Below are 19,885 nucleotides of genomic sequence, written 5' to 3'. Positions count from 1 at the left end.
CTTTGATGGAGCGTCTTGCGTTCAACCTACGCGTCCGTTGGCGATGTCCCGCGCGCCATCGGTTGCGGCTGTTCATTTCAATAATCCTTGATTGACTGCGCCTCGCTGACGCCGGAGCCTTTTTTTCCGAAACGGTTCACCGCTTCGCGGACGCCGCCGCGATCGTATAACCGGCATGGCGCTGTCTCTGTCCGGGCTGACCGGAATTGTCGGAATCAAACGTCCGTCTGCGGGCATGGACCTGGATAGTCTGGCCCGCGAACGTCGATCCGAGCTGGGCATAACCTTCGGCTGTCACGCTGAGATAGACGCCTTCCCCCCATATGACCTCTTCGCGCGTATCGATCTGGCCGCCATCTCGCCACCAGACGATCTTGGCTACATCGCGTCCGGTACCGTCGAGATAGGTCAGCCAGTCGTCGGTCTTGTGGCGCCAGTGGAGCCGACTCAGCCAGCGTGGGCAGATCAGGATCATGTCCCTTGGAAGTTCCGGCCGCACGGACTCTTCGACCGTTCGCACCAATGTCGGTGCCGGACCATCTGATAGCGGAATGATCCCGCCAGCCCAGATCGCCCGCGGAAAGCGGGGGATTCCATCATCGCCGCCCGGCCGGGTTTCGGTGCCGAGGGCGATGCCACGCTGGCGAAGCGCGGTGAAACGGCGCCGAATGTCGCGAAACTCGAAGCGCGTGATCTCCGCGACGATGATCTCCCCATCGCTCTCGATCGGGCTCAATTCCCGCTCCACACCCGCGAGCCATCGCTCGGCTTCTTCGCTCCAGGCCGTCCGGTCGACCTCGGGGCGCGGCAGGAAGATGGGGCGCGGCACCGGCTTGCCGATCGGCTGGCGCTGCACGGGATAGCCAAATTCATAGAGGAGCAGCGCTTCGTCGCGGCGACCCAGAAGGCCGGCCCTGAGCATTTCTCCGGCGACATACCGCAGCGCCCGCATCGCCACCAGCATATGCGGTTTCATGAAAAGGATCCGCATGTCGAGCCGGGCCAGCTCCGCCTGGCGCCGGTCCGTGGCGGGCTGGCCGAACGCTTCGACACCGCCCCATTGCTCGATGAACATTCTGGCGCGCCACCGGATCTGCTCGACCGTTACGGTGTTCGTCGCGAGCAGGGTGATGGCCATCTCCAGCTGCGCGGTCCAGCCGAGCGGATCCTCCACGCGCATCGCCCCCGATGACGCGTCGACCATGGTCGGCACCCTGAATTCATCGCCGCCGCCATCAAGAACGAGGTCGTAAAAGGCCGGCAGCCGCGCTCCTTTGGGCGAGACGTCCCGGCCCCAGCGTCTGGCGACATGCATCGCTGCCACCGCAACCGCATAGTCCGGATGCTCGACCGCGGTCGTTACCACGTCCAGGAGATCCGCAGCCACGCTGTCGGCCGCGCCCGTGGCAAGAAGCTGCATCGCCTCTGCCGGCTCGTCGCCATCGCCGGACAGGAGCGCATTCACCAGCGCCACAAAGACCGCGCCGCCATTCTCGACCGATAGGAGATGGAGGGCGGCGTCCCGGCAATGCCGGGTCAGCTCTTCGAGCGACAATGACCAGGCCCAGCGATACAGCGCGACGATCGCCTGGTCGTCGGAGTGCGTTTCCCCGTCGATGGCGAAACCCTCCGCGACCTTGAACTCTCGCGTCGCGCCCAGATTCTCGGCGACGGCGTCCCACATCGCCGGCCAGTCGGGGACCGCGGTAATCGCGGGAAAGACGTCATCCAGATCGGCAAGAAGGGATGTCGCGCTTTCCTGTCCCGCGATCAGCTGATTCACGAGATCGGCATAGGCCTCGGCATGCACCGCCGCGCCGTCCAGCGTCACCCGCGCCTTGAAATATTTAAGGCGCCGCGCGCCGGACCAATAGCTCCAGGTCGACCGCTCGTCGGCATTCGGATCATAACTTTCGATTAGGGCGCGTGCGAGATCCCGGTTCCCCACCGCGATCGCGCGCTTGAACAGCGCGAACCGCGCGTTCGGGTCCGCCTGGATCGCCGGGATGCGTTCGAACATCTCCCGCGCCGTCGACAAATCCCCTGTGCGTGCCAGGCGTGCAAAGGCATACGGCGTCTCCCACGGGTCGGAGCCGGGCGGCAATGTGTCGAGTTCCGCCTGCAAATCGTCCAGCGATACGGCATCGTCGAATTTCTGCGGCGTGCCCCGGTCGCGCTCGGGCGGCGCCTCAGCCCGCGACCGCGCCAGTGCCCGATCAAGTTTGTCGGTCTGCGCTTCGCGCGCGGTAGCGCCCTCCGCGAGCAGGGTAAGCAACGGGGCGCGTGTCGTCACCTGGCTGTCCGCTTCGAGCGACCGGCTGATCAGCGCGACGAGATGCGCAAGATCCGCCACCGACGCACCCCCGATCACCTGCGGAATGATTTCGCCGAGCCGCCCGGAGCGATAGAATGGCTCGCTGTAAAAGGGCATCGCGAGCGAGGCCCAAGTCACCGCGCAGACGCCCGACAGATCCGGACGGCGGCGCGCGATGCCGAGCAGCAATGCATTCAACAGGCCGCCCCAGTCGAGCAGCCCCTTGTCCGACATCACCCGTGCCGTGGTAAAGCCGATACCGCCATCGGACAGCGCGGCTTCCGTCAACGTGTCGGCGGCAATCCGGTAAGCGGCGCCACTTCCCGCCGTCTCCATCAAGCCGCATAGATGCCGCACCATAGTCCGGACCCGCTCCGATCGTCGTTCCGGATCGGCGGCATTGGCGCTGACGAGCAGCGCGTTCCACATCTGATATTGCGGGTCCTTCTTGGGCGCGACCGCATAGCCGAGCGTTTCGTCGTGCAATTGGCGTAGAATCTCCCGGGCGCGCGCTTCATTCCCGACATCGACGAAGGTTTCCGCAAGCGAGGCGAGCTCGCCGATCTGTTCCTCCGGCGTCCCGTCGTGCAGCTCAGACACTAGCGGTTCAAGCCGTGCTGACGCCTGTTCGCTGTCTCCGGTCGACCGGTAGATTTCCAGCGCCACCGTTCGGCGGACATCGATGCGGCGCCGGTTCTGGCTGTCGGTGACGGTGAAACCCTCGTCGAGGGCGCTGACGACATTGGCGAATTCGGTTGGGCTGTGCAGCTCGGCAGCGCGCACCACCGCACAGACAAGAATGGGCGCGGCATGGGAAAGCTGGATCATCGCATAATATTGGCCGCCACCGCCCTGCGGCCGGGCATGTTCGAGATAAAGGATTGCCGAGCGTGCCGCGCGTTCGACCTCGCCTGGGGCCACAATGCGCCCCGCCTTGAGCTGCCCGAGCAGCATGCCGATGCTGTTCGCATGAACCTGGAGCGGGCGCAGCACGTCGCTGCGCGATGCGCCGACCTCGCCAGGTTGTTCTCCGAGCCACGCGCCGAGTTCAGCATGTTCGAGCACCGCCCTGGTGACAAATCTGGGCATGCCATCCCCGATCTCGCCATCGAGCAGCGCGACCGCGGGCGCCTCGAGGGTCGCGAAGATCGCTCGCGCCGTCTCCAGATCTCCGAGGTCCGCCACGCGAAGCGCGATCGTCCGGCGCTGGCCGTTGGCGATCGTCAAAAATCCCGGATGAGAGACGAGCTCCCCGATCAGGCGGCGCTGCAGCGCAGGGTCCCGATCCGCCGCGTCACTGAGGCAGGCCGCGACCATCAGGGTCGGGATATCGCCGGAATCGACTTTCAGCAGTGTCGCGACCGCGGAAAGCTCGCTGGTCGGGCGCCGGGTCATGACGGCCTGTGCGATCATCAGCCTCAAATCCTGGGCATAGGATCCCTCATGGCGTTCCTCCGGCCAGTCCGGTTTGAGCAGCGCCAGCCGGTCGACCGCTTCGCCGATCTGCGCCCCGTCACGGAAATAGGAGACCCGGCCGGCCCATTCATGCAGTTCGTTCAACAGTTCCCGGACGTCGTCTTCAGCCTTGCCGCCAAGCAGCTGCACGAGCGGCTCGATCCGGTCGAACAGCTCGCGGGCGCGTTCGACATGCCCTGCCTGAAGAAGGGCATCGACGACCTCATAGCCGTCCTTGCCGTGCGACTCGGCAAATGCCTGCGCGCCGTCGATGTCGCCGACCGCGAGCATCGCGGAGACGACGCCTTGCGCATAACCCAGCGCCATCGCGCGCCGATCGATCTCGTCACGCGTCAGCAACAGCCGAAAGATGTCCGTCGCCGAACCAAGCGACCTCAGCGCGGCAAAGGCGAGGCGAATGTCGGCCTGAATCTCGCGCGCCGTCCGGCCGTCGGCCAGCTGTGCGCGAAAGCGCTGGGCGCTCGCGAGCGCGAGAACCTCGTGCTGGTCCTGCGCCCGGGCACGGTAGCGCAGTTCCAGCCATCGCTGCGGGCTATCCGCCGGCGAACGCACGGCAAGTGTCGCTAGCGTGCGGTACATGCCCGCCGAATAGGCTGGGTCCGCTTTTCCGAACCGCAATCGCGGCCTGGCGAGGATGAAGAGGCGAAAGCTGTTGTGGAAGACGGTCCAGCCATGGGGTCCCAGGCTGAGCAGGTGATGGGCCGATCGCAGCGCTTGCTCGACCGCATGCTCGGAGACCGCCTCGGCAAGGAGCTCGGGTGGCATCGGCCCCTCGGCATGGGCGATATAGCCTAGCACCTTGTCGGCATCGGAACCGGTCCCGATCTCGCGCCACGCCGAATTATAGACCGCCTCGATATCGCCGTCGAAGCTAAACTCCCCCTGCAACAGCGCTTCCCGCCTTGCTGCGTCGCCGCCGCGCAGTGCCTCGATGAAATAATGCGAGACGAGCGGGTGGCCGTGGCAGATGTCGAAAATCGTATCGCGCGAAATGTCCGGGTCGAGACTCAGGGCGTTCGCCATCCTGAACACCGATTCCCGGGTCAGCGGCGCGACCGTGATGCTGCGCGGGGGAAGCGCCGCCTGCTCCCGCACCGCGACCTTCAATCCGGTCAGATCGAGCCGCTGGGTTCCAAGGACGAACAACACGCCGGCCGGCACCGCTGCGGGCGCCGGGAATTCCGTCAGCAGCGACCGCTCGGGGGTCTCCTCGCGCGGTATATGGTCGAGGCCATCGACGATGATGATGGTACGAATGCCCTCACGCGCGAACCGCACGCCGGCGCGTTTGATGAGCGTGCCGAACTGCTCGCGACTCTCATTGAGCGTCTCGTCGCGAAATCTCACCGGGGTGAGGCCGCCGCGCTTCAACTGCGCGTTGATATCGTCGAGAAAATCGGCGGCCTCCGCCCGGCCGACGCCCTGACCTTCGCCGGGCACGAAAGCGAGGTAGCGTGCGAGCACGACCTTCGGGTCCGGCAGGATGCAGGTCTGAAGCAGTGTCGACTTGCCCGATCCCGGCGGCCCGACCAGCGCCACATAGCCGCTGCCCGCGTTCCTGATCGCGGCCTGCAGGGCTTCCTCCGTCGCAATATTGCGCTGGACATAGGTGCCGACCGGAAACTCGTGTGAGCGGCGCAACGCGAACCCGTCACGCCAGCCAAGTTCGTCCAGCAACAGCTTGCGCGGCCACCGATCGAGGTCGCGCCGGTCAGCTATCAATGTCGGCAGGACAAGAGCGATCTTGGCGGCGAGACGCGCCCCGTCCGGCGACAATCGGTGGAGCTGCGCAAAATCCGATTCCGGGCCGGTCAGGATGCGCAAGGACTGGAGGAATTGTTCGAACTGATCCTCGGCCAGGCCGGATGGAGGGATCAGGGTCTCGATGAAGGGAGCCCATCTGGTCGAGCGCCAGTCGGAGAGACTCCGGCCGCCATGGCCGGCTAACTGTTCCAGGAACGCCGCGCTGCTGGCGCCGGTCCCGTCGACCAGATGATCATCGGCTGCCGGATAGTTATTGGTCACGAACCGGATTTCGACAGCGACTCCGGGGGAGGCCTTTCTCAGCCTGGTCCAGGCATCGGCGAGAAGCGCGAGCTGGTTCTGTGCCCCGAGCAGCAAGGTCGGCAGCTTGAACTTGTCGGGATGTTTTTCGAACTTGAACTGATGTCCGACGACGCGGTCGGACAGGCCCAGCACGACATCGTCGGCATTGCCGGCGGCGCGATCGGCGAGCCCGACCCAGATCAGATTGTCGCAGTCGAGCGCGGCATAGATCGCCGCACCGGCCTTGCCATATTGGCTGACATAGCCGCGTTGGGCACGGCGTTCGCCTTCGCCTGGCGCGACGGGCATATCAGGCCGCTCCGCTCGATCGACCGCCGACACGGCGGTTCTGAACGTCGATATTGTACTTGGTCATGCCCGCACCATGGTCGTCGATGCTTGTCGGTCGAGCGGCGGTCGGAGATCCAGCGGCGCGATCGCGATGCGCACCGGCCTGGGCTCGCCCGCCACAAGCCGATCGGCGAACGCCCGCAGGTGCGTGACGACGTCCTCGAAGCGGATGAGTTTTCCGCTGACCGGATCGCGAAAGCGCTTCTTTCGACCGGCATAAACGAGCCAGAGACAGCCGACCGCACAATCCGGCGCCCGCAGATATTGCGCTATAAGCTGATCGCGTACCGTTTCCTCGAGCTGCTTCATCGACCAGCTATCGGCTATCTTGATTTCGATCACGGCCTTTCCGGCAAAACCCCGAGCAACGAGACGGATGTCGGGCTTCTTGTTGTCGGCCACTTCGTCCTCGCGAATGACCTGGAAATCCTCGCGCTGGCGGTTCTGCAGATGCGATGCGAGCACCGGCTGCATCTGCTTCTCATCCGAAATCGGCTGCAGCCATTGCCGCGCCCCGAAATCGCGGTGGCGGATGTCGAATTCGATATCCTCCAGCCGATCGACCACAACGCGAAACAGCTCGTCTGCATCCATTGCCGGCGATGCGAAACGTCGCTCCCATTCGCGAAACGCACTCGGGCTGAGTGGGGCGGGTTCGCTGTCGAGCGCGGCCCGTTCGCGAGCGAGCAGCCTCAGTCGATCCGGCATATGGGCAAAAAGGGGATCCGACGCCAGCGCGCGGAGCGCCCGGTGCGCGTCAGGCCCCGACGTACCGACCAGGCGATCGATGATCCGATTGCGGGCGCCCTGTGCATCGTCGCGCGCGTCGGGAGAATATGTTCCTTCGCGTAACGGGTGATCGTCGTTGCGCCGAACGATCGCATAAGCGGTTTTCGCCAGACCCTCCAACACCGCAGCGGGCGCATCCAGCACGATCGGGACGCGGTAATAATCCCTGTCGCCGAACAGATCGCGAAGCCACCGCACGCCATGGGTCGCCCGGTCGGACGCGGAGAGCTGACCGAGTATCCGTGCCATGACGGCGACACCGCGCTCGAAATCGCAGGCGCAAAGTCCCTGAAGCCACAGGCTGGCAGTCCCGCCCGACGGATCATTCTGAAACCGCTGCTCGCAAAGGTCGGCAATATCCGAATCGCCCAGTTCCAGCCTCACCAGCATGGTCAGCACGACGTCGAGGTTGTGCAACTGATTGAAGAGATGCGTCTCCTCGTCGGACGGTTCGGGCCATGCGTGCAGCAATTCGCGGAAGAACGGCGCCAGCAGGCCCTGGATGTGAGCAGGCCCGCGGTGGACGGCGCTCAGGACATGGGCATGCGGGGCGGCGCTCGCAGGACCGAGTTCCGCGCGGATCTCCTGTTCAAGCACCGGTTGCACGATGTTGGGCCGCGTCGAGGCGAGGTCCGCGAACCATTCCGGAAAGCCGTTGAGCTCGAGCGTGCCCCATTCCGCGGCGCGGAGCGCGTCGTCAGTAGTCAGGGCACGCGCCCACCCGTCACCGGTGGCAGCCTCGATGAGCATGCCGGTCAGCGCCTTTTTGCGCCGGCCACTGATCATCGAACCTTCGCTGTCGGGCCCTGAAAGCAGCGGAGGCGGTTCATCGCGCCAGAAGCTGCGAAGAGCCGCTTCGAACCGATCGGCAACCGCGTCGCCCAGGGTCTGGCGAACGAGCCGCCAGCGCACCAGCGCGATGACACTATCCTGCCCGCCCAGTTGCTGCAGCCAAAAGACCAGATTGTTGACGGTCTTTGCCGCCTCGTCACCCTCGAACAGACCGGCGGGATAGCTGACCGCTTTCTCGTACCAGGCGCGCCATTTGGACAGCTCCGCCTCTTCCGACGCGGCTTCCTGCGCCTCTTGCCGCGCGCGCTCCGCAAGATGGGCGATCTCGTCGGGCGGCAACGAGCGTGGCCCGGGTTTCGCCTGATTGTCGAAGATCTTTCGTTCAGCAGGGTTCCGCAGAAGTTTCCGGAGAGCCGTTCGCGTATCGATATTGCTGCCGTCCGCGGCCCAGCGCTCCAGGATCGCGTGGAGATATAGTGCGCGGTCCTTCTTGCGCTTCGCGCCCTCGAACGCAGCGTTCAACCAGTCGGTATCGCCCGGGACCAGTTGGCGGAGCAACCCGTGATAAAGGGTGTAGAACAGGCGCCTTTGCGGGTCTTCGGTCGGCAGCAGGCGATCGTTCGTCGCCAGCTCGGCTTCGAAGACGCGCTGCCGCATCGTCGATCCACGAAGCGCCTGGGTCAGGCCGTCCAGGTCTTCGCGTCCGAGCGTCTGACGGCCGTGATAGCGCGACACGATGATGCATGCCTGTACGAGATCATCGTCATCGAGATCTGCTTCGAGCTGGGCGGCGCAAAGGCGCGCCAGGGCCGGCGCGAGATAGGAGAAGCGGCTGACCGGCTGATGTCGCTGCGATGCCTTGTCGTGGCCGCGGGCGATCATATTGGCGAGCCGGCTGCGCAGGGCGATAGCATCGGCGCCGCGCGGATCGAGGTCTTCCACCAGGGAATAGAGCGCCCAGCGAAACCCGTTGACGGTGTCGGCCGGCTCCGGGGTCCGTCTGATCAGCCTTCCGAGTTCATCGAGCGTGAGAGCGCCGGGGTAGAGGTCGTCGATGGCTCCATAAACGGTGCGCGCCGGCCATCCGGCCCGGTCCTTGAGCATGTCGTCGGCAATTTTGCGCGCCAGATCGGCCCGCTCGGTCGCGCCGACAGCGCGGATGCCGAGTGTTCGTCCATAGGAGCCGAGTGCGCGCGACCGGGCAGCCTGTTCGGCGATGTCGGCGCATTCGGCGATAGGGCCGAGCCAGATGAGCTTCAGCAGAAACTCGCGGATTTCCTCATTCTCGATATCCTGCTCCCACAGCGCCCGGATGTCCGGGGCAAGGTCGGGATTTGCGAGGCGGCGCAATTCATGGATCGGCATGGCGAGCCGCCGCCAGCCGCCTTTGCCATAGAGCGCGCCGTACAGATCGAGCAGGACGCGCCGCGCATCGACCGAGAGCGACGTCGGGTCGCCCTCGAGGATGAGAACCTCGGGCTCGCGTTCAAGCGCCTCGTTGCGAACGTCATCGTCGAGCAGCGCCAGCCAGCCGACGATCGGGCGCATCGACGGGATGACGACCCGCTCGCCGTAAAGATCGGAATAGCACAGACGCAGCAATGAGCGCGCCGTCAGCCCCGACGCCCGCAGGTTCGCGAGGCGAGACGCCGCCAGATACTCCTGGATCGACCGGTGATGGAACCTTACCCTGCCGTATGTTGCCGGATCGAAGATCGGCCGCCGCAAAAGGGCCGCCAGTTTGGCGGGCGTCCAGTCGGGGAGGATCTGGGCCGCGTCGAGAACCGCCTGTTCGCTGAACGCAGCTCCTTCCGGCACGGCGATCGTTCGGCATCCCGTCAGCGCGAGCGCAAGCGCGATCCTCTCGGCGCCCTCCAGTGCGTCCTCGCCCGTCAGCAGATTGGCGTCCATCCGGTCCGGGTCGTCCCTGAGCGACCGCTCGGCATCGCGCTGATGCTGGACCCGGCGGGTCGGCAGAACGCCCTCGATCTTCCATCCATCGATCAGGCCCAAAAGATCGAGCGGTCGGGCGGCGAACGACCATGCATCCTGGCTGTCGATGGCCCGCAGAAAGGCTTCGGGATCCCGGACATCCTCGACTTCGCAGAACGCCCTGATCTGCTTCTTGTCGAGCGGCAGCAGCGCGACGACCCTTTCGCCTGCCGCAACGCTTGCCGGTCTTTCTTCGGGCGTATCGTCGACAAAGGCGGCGATGAACGCCGTTTGCGGGTCGGGGGGAATTTCGGCCGCACCTTCCGGCGCCGGCAGATATTTCCGGAAACATTCGAGATCGGCCACTGGTCGCCAGTCGGAAGGCCTGGACGCCAGGATCACCGAAGTCCGCCGCCTTGCCTCTCCCAACGCGCGCGAGACCCGCCCCAAGGTCGTTTTCAACGAGCCGCTTCGCAGCTTCAGTTCATCCACGGCATCGAGGAAGAACCAGGCATGGCGTGCGTCGTCATTCTTCCACGCCTCGAACCGTTCAAGCAGCCCCGGTTCCATCGCGAGGATGCCCGGCACATCGTCGTCCTGAAGCATTTCGAGCGGGATGAAGAAGGCGACCTTGTCGTCGCCGGACATGCGCCGGGCGCGTTCCTGCAGTTCACGGGTTTTGCCCGAGCCTGCCTCTGCAAGAATGACGATGCGTGAACTTTTGAGCAACTCTTCCCAATCCGCACCGGTCGGAAGGTCCCAGGCACTGAGAATGGAGACCTGTTGCGGATCGCTCAGTTCCGACGATTCGATGTCGCGGAAATGTCGAGCGACTGGCACCATCGGCCGTTCTCCCAACGCTTGCGTCACCTTGAATATCGCCTCCCTGAAAGGCATCTGTAGCGGGATTGGTTTGTCTAACACCACCACGGACTGGTAATAATTCAGAAACTCACTGTCAGTCGCGCGCGTACCGACCTGTCATAGCGCTTCCACTAGCTCATTAGCCGTCTCGCGCCGCCTTCCTGAAGGTCAAGCCTCGGAATCAACTCATCGGCGCACCAAAATAAATGTCAGCTTTTCTGATAAATTCGCTCAGAAACCGGCGGTCGGCAAACGGCCAATTATCGTGGTTGATCAGCGCTGAAATCGTAGGTCGAGTTCAGGCGAATGATGCGCTCGCCATCAGCTGGCGAGAGACGCGCCGGTTTCGGCGAGGCCGCCGGCAAGCCGGTCGATCCAAAACCGACCATTGGGATTGAGCATGACTCGGCGATCTCCGGATCGTCAAGCCACTCGGCAACGGCAGGGCCGAGCGCGGTGTGCAGCATGCGCGCACCGCGCGCTGTCGCCTCCCGCCTGACCGCTAATCCCGATATGAACTGAATCCCTTGGTCGGATCGCCGAAAAGGCGATCCGGCCAAGGGATCGTTAGAAGGGGCGGAAAAGTCGCCGCTGCAACAAGCGACTGTAGCCAGCGCAGGACTGGTTAAAAATAGAAGCGGCTGGCGGTCCGCCGAGACGGTTATTTGATGATATAGGGCAACAATCCCAAAAACCGGGCGCGCTTGATCGCCTGGTTCAGTTCGCGCTGCTTCTTACCCGATGCGGATGTGATACGCGACGGAACGATCCTGCCGCGCTCCGACACAAAGCCCTGTAGCAGCCGTACATCCTTATAATCGATCTTGGGCTCGCCGTTGAATTTGACCTTGGACGTATCGACACGGAGCCGGTCGCCGTGCTTGTCGATCCCCTTCAGCATGCCGAAATAGCGGTTGCCTTGCTTGACTGGCCGGTCGGCCTGATCGAGCGCCTCGTCGAGCGCGGCCAGTTCCTCGGGCGTCGCCGCCCATACCGCATCCCATACACTCTGAACAAAGCCCGGCTCGATCGCCGCGCCGGGGTCCGGCATGGTTGCCTCCTTGATGGAGAGCTTGATGGAGAGCTTGCCCTGCGGCTTCAGTTTCTTGGCGCTGCGCATGGTCACTTCCCGCCCGTTTCGGTCACGCGATCAAACTCGCTGACGAGCTGTCTGAATTTGTGGATATCGTTCGAACTGACCTTTGCGAGAAGTGTGATGTCCTTGGGCGTCACGCCTTCGAGTTCCTCGACGGTAACCTCTTCGAGTGCATCGAGAATAGCCTGGAACCGGACCGACTTCGAGCGCTCGCGGAGGCGCCTGATCCAGTCGAGCGCGATTTGGCGCTCCTCCGGCGTGCTGCCACGCCGACGCGAGAAATCCGCAAAGCCTTCGATCTCGTTCGAATTGCCGGCAAGCTCGATGTCGCGGATCTGTCGGCGCCGCGACTTGCGCACTAGGTCGAGAAAATTGTGATTGAGACAGGTCGCGCCAAAGGCAAACACCTGCCGCTGCAATTCTCCCAGCCCGATGTCGGGCTCCTCTGAGAGCTTGCCTGCGACGAATCGGTGGAGATCGAGCATGGTGAGTTGCGCTAGGTCTTCATATTCCGCGCGAGGGACCGCGTTCGTGCCGGCGACGACCAGGCGCGCAGCCGAGCGGACGCGACTGTCTACCTCGACCCAGAAACGGCGCATACTCGGCATGCGGTATTCTCCGCAGAAGCATTCCTACAGACATAGCGCGCCAACGCCCCGGATTTCACCCCGGCGGATAAAAAAGAAAGTTCGGCGAAGAATGCGCCGCTGCCGCGCTCTCCTCATCATAGACCAGGAGAAAAACGATGGACCCGAACTACGTAACCGCTGGCGCCGCCGTGGTCGCTGCTGCCGCACCGCTGCTGGCTGAATTAAGGCGCTGGAAGCGACAGCGCAAGAAGGACGATACCGAAAACCGGTCGTAAGTGACCTGCATGGTCCGCGAACTGTCGGCGCAAAGAAGCCCCACTTCCAGCGCCGGCAGGTAGCGTCATAGACAGCCAGCCCGAGATGTTTGCCGGCAGGAGCAGTCGTTATCAGCCAGCCCGATATCGAGCCGATTCAGGCTATGACTACAAATCCAGGTCGCCGTCACCCGATTCCGGATCCAGATCTTCGGCAATTTCGAGGCGCAGTTTCTGACCCCGCGCGAGTCGACGACCAGCTCCAGCGGTTTCGCTACTAGCTGTCGAGGGCGGCAGAAGGAGCGTCGCGCGCTGAGCCAAGAAGGTAGTGCCCCCATGCCTCAAGCAAGGTACGCCGCATCTCGATAAACGTCGTGCGTTTGTAGGCTCGAACGACTTGATCGGGTACCACATGGGCAAGCGCAGCCTCGGCCACCGAGTCCGGAACCTCCGGCATGCGCTCGGCGGCCCAATCCCGAAAAGCGCTGCGAAATCCGTGAACCGTGAAGGCGCACTTCGCGGTCTTGAGTACTTTGGTCAGCGTCATGTCGGACAGCGCCTTCCCGGATGCGCCAGCGAATATCACGCTCTCCCCATTCGGCTCGGAGGTTCCTTTCACGGCTTTGAGCAACTCAATGGCAGGATCGCTCAACGTCACTGTGTGCGCCAGGCGGTTCTTCATGAGATCGGCCGGCCGGTTCCATTCCTTGCGGTTGAAATCGATATCCTTCCACCGCGCCGAGCGGACTTCGCCTGAGCGCGCTGCGGTCAGGATGAGGAACAGCAGTGCGCTTCTTCCCGGCGTGCCGGGCTTGTAGCGCGTTTCCTTGAAGAAGGCCGGCGCTTCAGAGAAAGGCATGGCCGCGAAGTTTCGACCCGCCGCCTGACGAGGCAGGCCCATGGTAATCGTCTTTGTCGGAATTTCGCTGGTCCGCCAGCCTTTAGACTGAGCAAAATAGAGCACGGTCGCGACCCACTGACGGACTTTTCGCGCCATGGCCGGCCTCGTGGTCCAGATCGGCGCCAGCATGTCGCGAATGTGAGACAATTCCAGAGTGTCGACGCGGTGATCGCCGAGCCATCCAAAGGCGTGATCTTGCAGCGATGAAAGGAAAGCCGCTGCGTGTTTTTCGGACCATCCTCGCCTGAGTTCATCATGGGTCGCAAGCGCCGCCTGTCGGAAGGTGGGAATAATCCGCCGGTCCCGGTCGCGCTGATGGACAGGATCCTTTCCGCTGAAAGCGGACAAGCGCAGCATCGCCGCTTTCGACCTGGCTTCGCGCAACGTAACCATCTTGGCGGAGCCGAGGCCGATATCGCGTCGACGCTTGTTAACCTGGATACGGAGCACCCACGAACGACCGCCGGACGGCTTCACCAGGAGGTACAATCCCTCCCCGTCTCCATGCCGTCCGGGCTTGGCAGATTGGACCGCCAGAGAGGTCAGAATGCCCATACGAGATCCATACTTTTTCGTTCCCACGCTGTTCCCACAGTTTGTCGCGGCTTAGCCTGGATTATGGCGAATTGTAGCGGATCGGCTTGAACTTATCTAGTTTATTTTACACGAGTTTTGGACAGCAGCGGATGCCGCCGGACGAGGTTTAGAAATTCACGGGGCATCCAGTCATACCCCCACGCAACATCGGTCACGGTCGCTCACTAACGGGCGCGGCAGTGCGCGAATCGCCATTGGCTGCGAGCGGGTGATCACGGCGTGCGCTGACCGTTCGGCCGACGTGTCTGCCGTTCGTCGGACATGCCGCGCGATAGCACCACACCGTCCCAAAGAATCCTCGTGCCCCGATATGGCCGAAAGCCGCGTTCCCCGCTAACCGCACTCCATCCGGTCAGGCACAAGCCGGCCGCGAGGGGAATGCCGGTGCTCATGCTATCGTTCGCCATCGACATGCCGGCCACCCTGCCGCGATGACGCGCGGCGTTCTCCTCACCTTACTCGCGACGAGCCTGCTCGCCGGCTGTGCGCGCTATGCGCCACGGCCGCTGGCGGCGCCCGCCGCCCTGCTCGCCGCGCCCGACGCGGCGATCCTGTCGGCCGATGCGGCGGCGATCGACCGGCCGTATCTGACGCCGCAGCCGATCGACCTGTCGGCACCGCTCACGCCCAACGCGCTCGCGGTGATCGCGGTGCTGGAGAATCCCGCCCTCAAGGCGCAACGCGTCAAGGCCGGCGTCACCGATGCGCAGGTCTTTGCCGCGCGGCTCCTGCCCGATCCGGCCGTGCAGGCGAGCGTCGACAAATTGCTCAGCGGGGCCGACGAGTTCAACGGCTTTGCCGGCCAGATCGGGCTCGATCTCAACCAGCTGCGCACCGCGCGCGTGACGCGCGCGGCGGGCGAGGCATCGCGCCGCCAGGTGCGGCTCGATCTCGCCTGGGCGGAGTGGCAGGTCGCCGGGCAGGCGCGGTTGCAGGGCGTGCGCGTGCTGGCGCTGGAGGAACAGCGCGCGCTGATCCGCGCCAGTGCCGCGACGGCGCAACAACTGTTCGACGCCAGCCAGCGCGCCGCCGGGCGCGGCGATATCGCGGCGGGCGAACTCGACACGCGGCGCCAGGCGCTGCTCGATGCGAGCAGCCGGGCACGCACGATCGACAGCGACCTCGCCACCGCGCGCGCCGATCTCGCCAAACAGCTCGGCTTGCCGCCCGAGACGGTGCTGCGGCTCGCCCCGCCCGACGCCGCGCCGGTCCCCCCATCGGCCGCGACGCTGGTCGCGCAGGCGATATCGCGGCGGCTCGATCTGCAGGCCTTGCGCGCCGGCTATGGCGTGTCCGAAGCCGAACTGCACAAGGCGGTGCTCGACCAGTTCCCCAATCTGTCGCTGACTGCGGCCTATGCCCGCGACACCGCCGACAACCGCACGCTCGGGCCGCAGATCGGCTTCACTTTGCCGCTGTGGAACCGCAATCGCGGCGGCATCGCCATTGCGCGGGCGACGCGCGAGCAACTCCGCGCCGAATATGAGGCGCGCCTGTTCGAGACGCGCGCCGACATCGCCGCCGCCGTCACCGGCCTCGCCGCGCTGCGCCGGCAGCAAGGCGAGCTCGCCGCGCAACTGCCGGCGCTCGACCGCTATGCGACGGCGACCGAGCGCGCGGCGACGCGCGGCGACCTGTCGCGCGCCACCGCCGACACCGCGCTCCAGGCGCTGCGCGATCGCCGGCTGAGCCTGCTCCAGCTCGGCCAGCAGATCGCCGAACAGACCATCGCGCTCGAATTGCTGTCGGGCGGCCCGTATGAAGGATGGACCCGATGAAGCCGTGCCTCCCGCTCCTCCTCCTTGCCCTGCTCGCCGGCTGCGGCGGCGCGGCCGAAGAGGAGAAGAAGCCTGAGGCGGTCGCTCTGGTCCGGACCGCGCCCGCGACGCCCGGTGCGCCGGGTGATGGCCTGACGCTGTATGGCGCGACCGAAGCCGGACCGGGGGCCGCGCGCGGGATCGTCGCGCCGGCCGAGGCAATCGTCGCGGCGATCGATGCGCCGACCGGCACTGCCGTCCGCGCCGGCCAGGCGATCGTCACGCTGCGCCCGAGCCCGGCAACGCGCACCGAAATGGCCAAGGCGGCGAGCGACGCGACGACCGCCGCCGCCGCCTATCGCCGCGCGCAGCGGCTGCGCGGCGACGGGCTGGTCAGCGATGCCGAAGTCGAAACCGCGCGCGCCGCGCTGACCGCCGCGACCGCGACGCGCGACAATCTCGGCCTGCGCGGCGGGCATGCGGTGCTGCGCGCGCCGGTCGCGGGCACCGTGCAGGGCCTGGCGACGCGGGTCGGCGATCAGCTCGCCGCCGGTGCGACCATTGCGACGATCGGCACGACGGGCGATGTGCGCGCGCGCTTCGGCGTCGATCCGGCGGTGGCGCGGCGCATCCGCATCGGCCAGACGATCCGCATCATGGCGGTCGATGGCAGCCATGAAGCGACCGTCGCGATCGTCGGCGTCGATCCGCAGATCGATCCGGCGACGCGGCTCGCCTCGGTCTATGCCCGCGTGCCGGGCGCAGGGCTCGGCGCCGGCGAGCCGTTGCGCGCTGCACTGTCGGTCGCGACCAACGCGGCCGGGGTCAGCATCCCCTATGCCGCGCTGCTCGATGATGGCGGCCGCTCCTATGTCTTCGTCGTGCGGCATGGCGTCGCCACGCGCGTCGCGGTCGCGCCGGGCAATTCGTCGGGCGACAGCCTGCAGATCCTAAGCGGGCTCAACCCCGGCGACCGCGTCGTCACCGAAGGCGGCACCGCGCTCGAGGATGGCATGAAGGTGCGCGAAAGCGCGGCGGGTCCGACGAAATGATGGCCGCGATGCAGCGCCATGCGCGCTCGATCTGGCTGAGTGTCTTTCTCGTCACGCTGGCCGGGCTGGTCGCCGCGACGCGCCTGCCGGTCACTTTGTTCCCGCATATCGACTATCCTCGCGTCGTCGTGTCGATCGATGCCGGCGAGCGCGATGCCGAGCAGATGGCGGCCGACATCACCCGCCCGTCGGAAATCGCGTTGCGCGCGATTCCCGGCGTGACGCAGATCCGCTCGACCACCAGTCGCGGTTCGGCCGAGGTCGCGCTGACCTTCGCCTGGGGCGACGACATGGTCGCGGCGACCAACGCGACGCAGGGTGCGCTGGCGACGATCCTGCCCGATCTGCCGGCCGGCACGCGCTTCAGCGTGCATCGCAGCGATCCGACGATCTTCCCCGTGCTGGGCATCTCGCTCACCTCGGACAAGCGCGACGGCGTCGCGCTGGCGCAGCTCGCCGAGCTGAAGTTGCGGCCGGTGCTGTCGAGCGTGCCGGGCGTGGCGGGGGTCGACGTGCTCGGCGGCGCCAGCCAGGAGATCGAGGTCGCGGTCGATCCCGGGCGGCTCCAGGCGCTGGGCATGACGATGAGCGAGGTGACGGCGGCGCTGGGCAGCGCCAACACCGTCGCGGCGGTCGGCCGGATCGAGGACCGTCACCGCCTGTACCTCGCGCTGGTCGAGGACCGGCTCGGCAGCGAGGCCGATATCGCCGCCATCCCGATCAAGGCCGGCGCGGCGGCGGGCGCGGGGGTCGCGACGCTCGGCCAGATCGCCACGATCCGCCGCGCGCCCGCGCCGGTATGGACCAAGGTCACCGCGAACGGCGCCAATGCGGTGCTGGTCAACATCCGCCAGACGCCCAGCGCCGATGCGGTCGCGCTGGTCAGGCAGGTGCAGGCGCGGCTGAAGGACGTCGCGCTGCCCGCCGACGTCAAGGTCAGCCCGTTCTACGACCAGTCCGAACTGGTGACGGGCGCCGCCGACGCGGTGCGCGACGCGATCCTGCTCGGCGCGGTGCTCGCCGGGCTGGTGCTGTTCCTGTTCCTGCGCAGCTGGCGGCTGATGGTGATCACCGCGGCGTTGCTGCCGGCGGTGCTCGCGGCGACCTGCCTCGCGCTCTACGCGCTGCACATGAGCTTCAACATGATGACGCTCGGCGGCATGGCGGCGGCGGTCGGGCTGGTGGTCGACGATGCGGTGGTGATGCTCGAACATCTCATGCGCCGCCTGCAGGAAGCGCATCATGCCGGGCGCGCGCGGCCGTCGATGCTCGCCGCCGCGCGCGAGATGGCGCGGCCGCTGTTCGGATCGACCATGGCGACGATCGTCGTGTTCGTGCCGCTCGCCTTCATCACCGGCGTGCCCGGCGGTTTCTTCAAGGCGCTGGCGGTGACGATGGTCGCCGCGCTCGCCGCCTCGCTGTTCTTTGCCCGGGTCGTGCTGCCGATCATCGCCGAGCGCTGGCTGACGGTGAAGGATGCCGATGCCGCCGACCGCGCGGAGCGGTTCACCGGGCCGATGGCCGAGCATTATGGCCGGATCGTCAGCCGCGCGCTGGCGCGGCCCGGGCTCGTCGCCGCGCTCGGCGCCGCGTTGATGATCGCCGCGGGCGGCTTCGCCTGGACGCATCTCCCCTCCGGCTTCATGCCCGAGATGGATGAGGGCGGTTTCATCCTCGACTACAAGGCCAAGGCGGGCGCCTCGCTGACCGACACCGACCGGCTGCTGCGTCAGGTCGAGAAGATCATCCAGGCGACCCCCGAGGTGTCGAGCTATTCGCGCCGCACCGGCATCCAGCTCGGCGGCGGGCTGACCGAGGCGGACGAGGGCGACATGTTCATCCGCCTCAAGGGCGGATCGCGCCGCGAGATCGAGGAGGTGATGGCCGAGGTGCGGCAGAAGATCGAGACCCAGGTACCGGGGCTGCAGATCGAAACCGCGCAGCTGATGGAGGATCTGATCGGCGATCTCACCGCCGTGCCGCAGCCGATCGAGGTGAAATTGTTCGGCGACGACCCCGCGCAGCTCGCCGATGCGGCGGGCAAGGTGGCCGCAGCGGCGCGCCGCATCGATGGCGTGGTCGAGGTGGCGAGCGGGCTGCGCGTTGCCGGCGACGCGGTGATGATCAAGGTCGATCGCGCCGCCGCGCTGATGGCCGGGCTGGACCCGGACCTCGTCGCCAAACAGGTCGAGACGCAGATCGACGGCACGGTCGCGACGCAGATCCTCGCGGGCGAGCAGGTCATCGGCGTGCGCGTCCGCCTGCCGCAGAATCTGCGTCAGCGCACCGACGCGCTCGGCGCGCTGACGTTGCGCGCGGCCGATGGCCGCTCGGTCGCGCTGCGCTCGATCGCCACGATCAGCATCGCCGCCGGGCAGCGCCAGATCACGCGCGAGGATCTCGCGCCGTTCATTCCGGTGACCGCGCGGCTCGAGGGCATCGATCTCGGCACGGCGATGACGCAGGTCAGGGCCGCCGTCGCCGCGCTGCATCTGCCGCCATCGGTACGGGTCGACTATGGCGGCCTCTACCGCCAGCAGCAGCAATCCTTCACCGACCTGACCACGGTGTTCGTCGCCGCGTTGCTGCTCTCCGCGCTGCTGCTCACGCTGTTGTTCGAGACCTGGGCGTTCACCGCGGCGGTGATATCGACCGTGCTGCTCGCGACGACGGCGGTGTTCTTCGGGCTGTGGTTGACCGGGACCGAGCTCGACATTTCGGCGCTGATGGGGCTGACGATGGTCGTCGGCATGGTCACCGAGCTGGCGATCTTCTTCCTTGCCGAACTGGTGCCCGGGGCGGCCGTCGATGCGGCGGCGATGCTTCAGGCCGGCAAGGCGCGGATCAGGCCGATCGTGATGTCGGCACTGATCGCGATCCTGACGCTGGCGCCGCTCGCGCTCGGCATCTCGCGCGGATCGGGGCTGCAACGGCCGCTCGCCACCGCGATCATCTTCGGCCTCGCGGCCGGCGCGCCGCTGGTGCTGGCGATGCTGCCGACGCTGGTGCTGCTGTTCAGCCGGCGGCGGCAGACCGACGCGACGACGGCACCGGCAGTGGCCTGAGCGGCGCGG

General features: G+C 66.0%; 7 protein-coding genes and 2 pseudogenes. 3 read left to right on the top strand and 6 right to left on the bottom strand.

What is annotated here, in order from left to right; genetic code table 11:
* Positions 1-136 precede the first annotated feature (136 nt).
* From U1839_RS19080 to U1839_RS19055, 6 genes and pseudogenes are all read right to left on the bottom strand, one after another.
* A complete protein-coding gene (locus tag U1839_RS19080; RefSeq protein ID WP_332805166.1) occupies positions 137-6,145 on the bottom strand; it encodes an ATP-binding protein in 6,009 nt (2,002 codons plus the stop codon).
* Positions 6,146-6,208: 63 nt separating this feature from the next.
* On the bottom strand, positions 6,209-10,543 hold the full coding sequence (locus U1839_RS19075; RefSeq protein WP_332805165.1) for a hypothetical protein: 4,335 nt from the start codon (positions 10,541-10,543) through the stop codon (positions 6,209-6,211).
* A gap of 320 nt (positions 10,544-10,863) precedes the next feature.
* Positions 10,864-11,031 (bottom strand): annotated as a pseudogene (locus U1839_RS19070) (P-type conjugative transfer ATPase TrbB); the annotation flags it as partial.
* Positions 11,032-11,225: 194 nt separating this feature from the next.
* Positions 11,226-11,393: pseudogene (gene rpsR / locus U1839_RS19065) on the bottom strand (30S ribosomal protein S18); the annotation flags it as partial.
* Positions 11,394-11,686: 293 nt separating this feature from the next.
* Positions 11,687-12,268, bottom strand: coding sequence for a hypothetical protein (locus tag U1839_RS19060; protein WP_332805164.1), 582 nt, complete (start codon positions 12,266-12,268; stop codon positions 11,687-11,689).
* A gap of 513 nt (positions 12,269-12,781) precedes the next feature.
* Positions 12,782-13,960: a tyrosine-type recombinase/integrase gene (locus U1839_RS19055; protein WP_332805163.1), complete on the bottom strand. Its 1,179-nt coding sequence runs from the start codon at positions 13,958-13,960 to the stop codon at positions 12,782-12,784.
* A gap of 473 nt (positions 13,961-14,433) precedes the next feature.
* Between U1839_RS19055 and U1839_RS19050 the strand changes: the two genes are divergently transcribed.
* The 3 genes from U1839_RS19050 to U1839_RS19040 are packed head-to-tail and all read left to right on the top strand — an operon-like array spanning position 14,434 to position 19,876.
* Positions 14,434-15,780, top strand: coding sequence for a TolC family protein (locus U1839_RS19050; protein WP_332805162.1), 1,347 nt, complete (start codon positions 14,434-14,436; stop codon positions 15,778-15,780).
* Entirely contained in the window at positions 15,777-16,811 is a 1,035-nt protein-coding gene (locus tag U1839_RS19045; RefSeq protein WP_332805161.1) for an efflux RND transporter periplasmic adaptor subunit, read from the top strand. Before U1839_RS19050 ends, U1839_RS19045 begins: the two co-directional genes overlap by 4 nt.
* Entirely contained in the window at positions 16,808-19,876 is a 3,069-nt protein-coding gene (locus tag U1839_RS19040) for an efflux RND transporter permease subunit (protein WP_332805160.1), read from the top strand. The genes U1839_RS19045 and U1839_RS19040 overlap by 4 nt, the downstream gene beginning before the upstream one ends.
* Positions 19,877-19,885: the final 9 nt, after the last annotated feature.

This window comes from Parasphingomonas halimpatiens, from assembly GCF_036663795.1.
GTDB lineage: Bacteria > Pseudomonadota > Alphaproteobacteria > Sphingomonadales > Sphingomonadaceae > Sphingomonas.
This window is presented reverse-complemented; position numbering and strand designations above follow the sequence as displayed.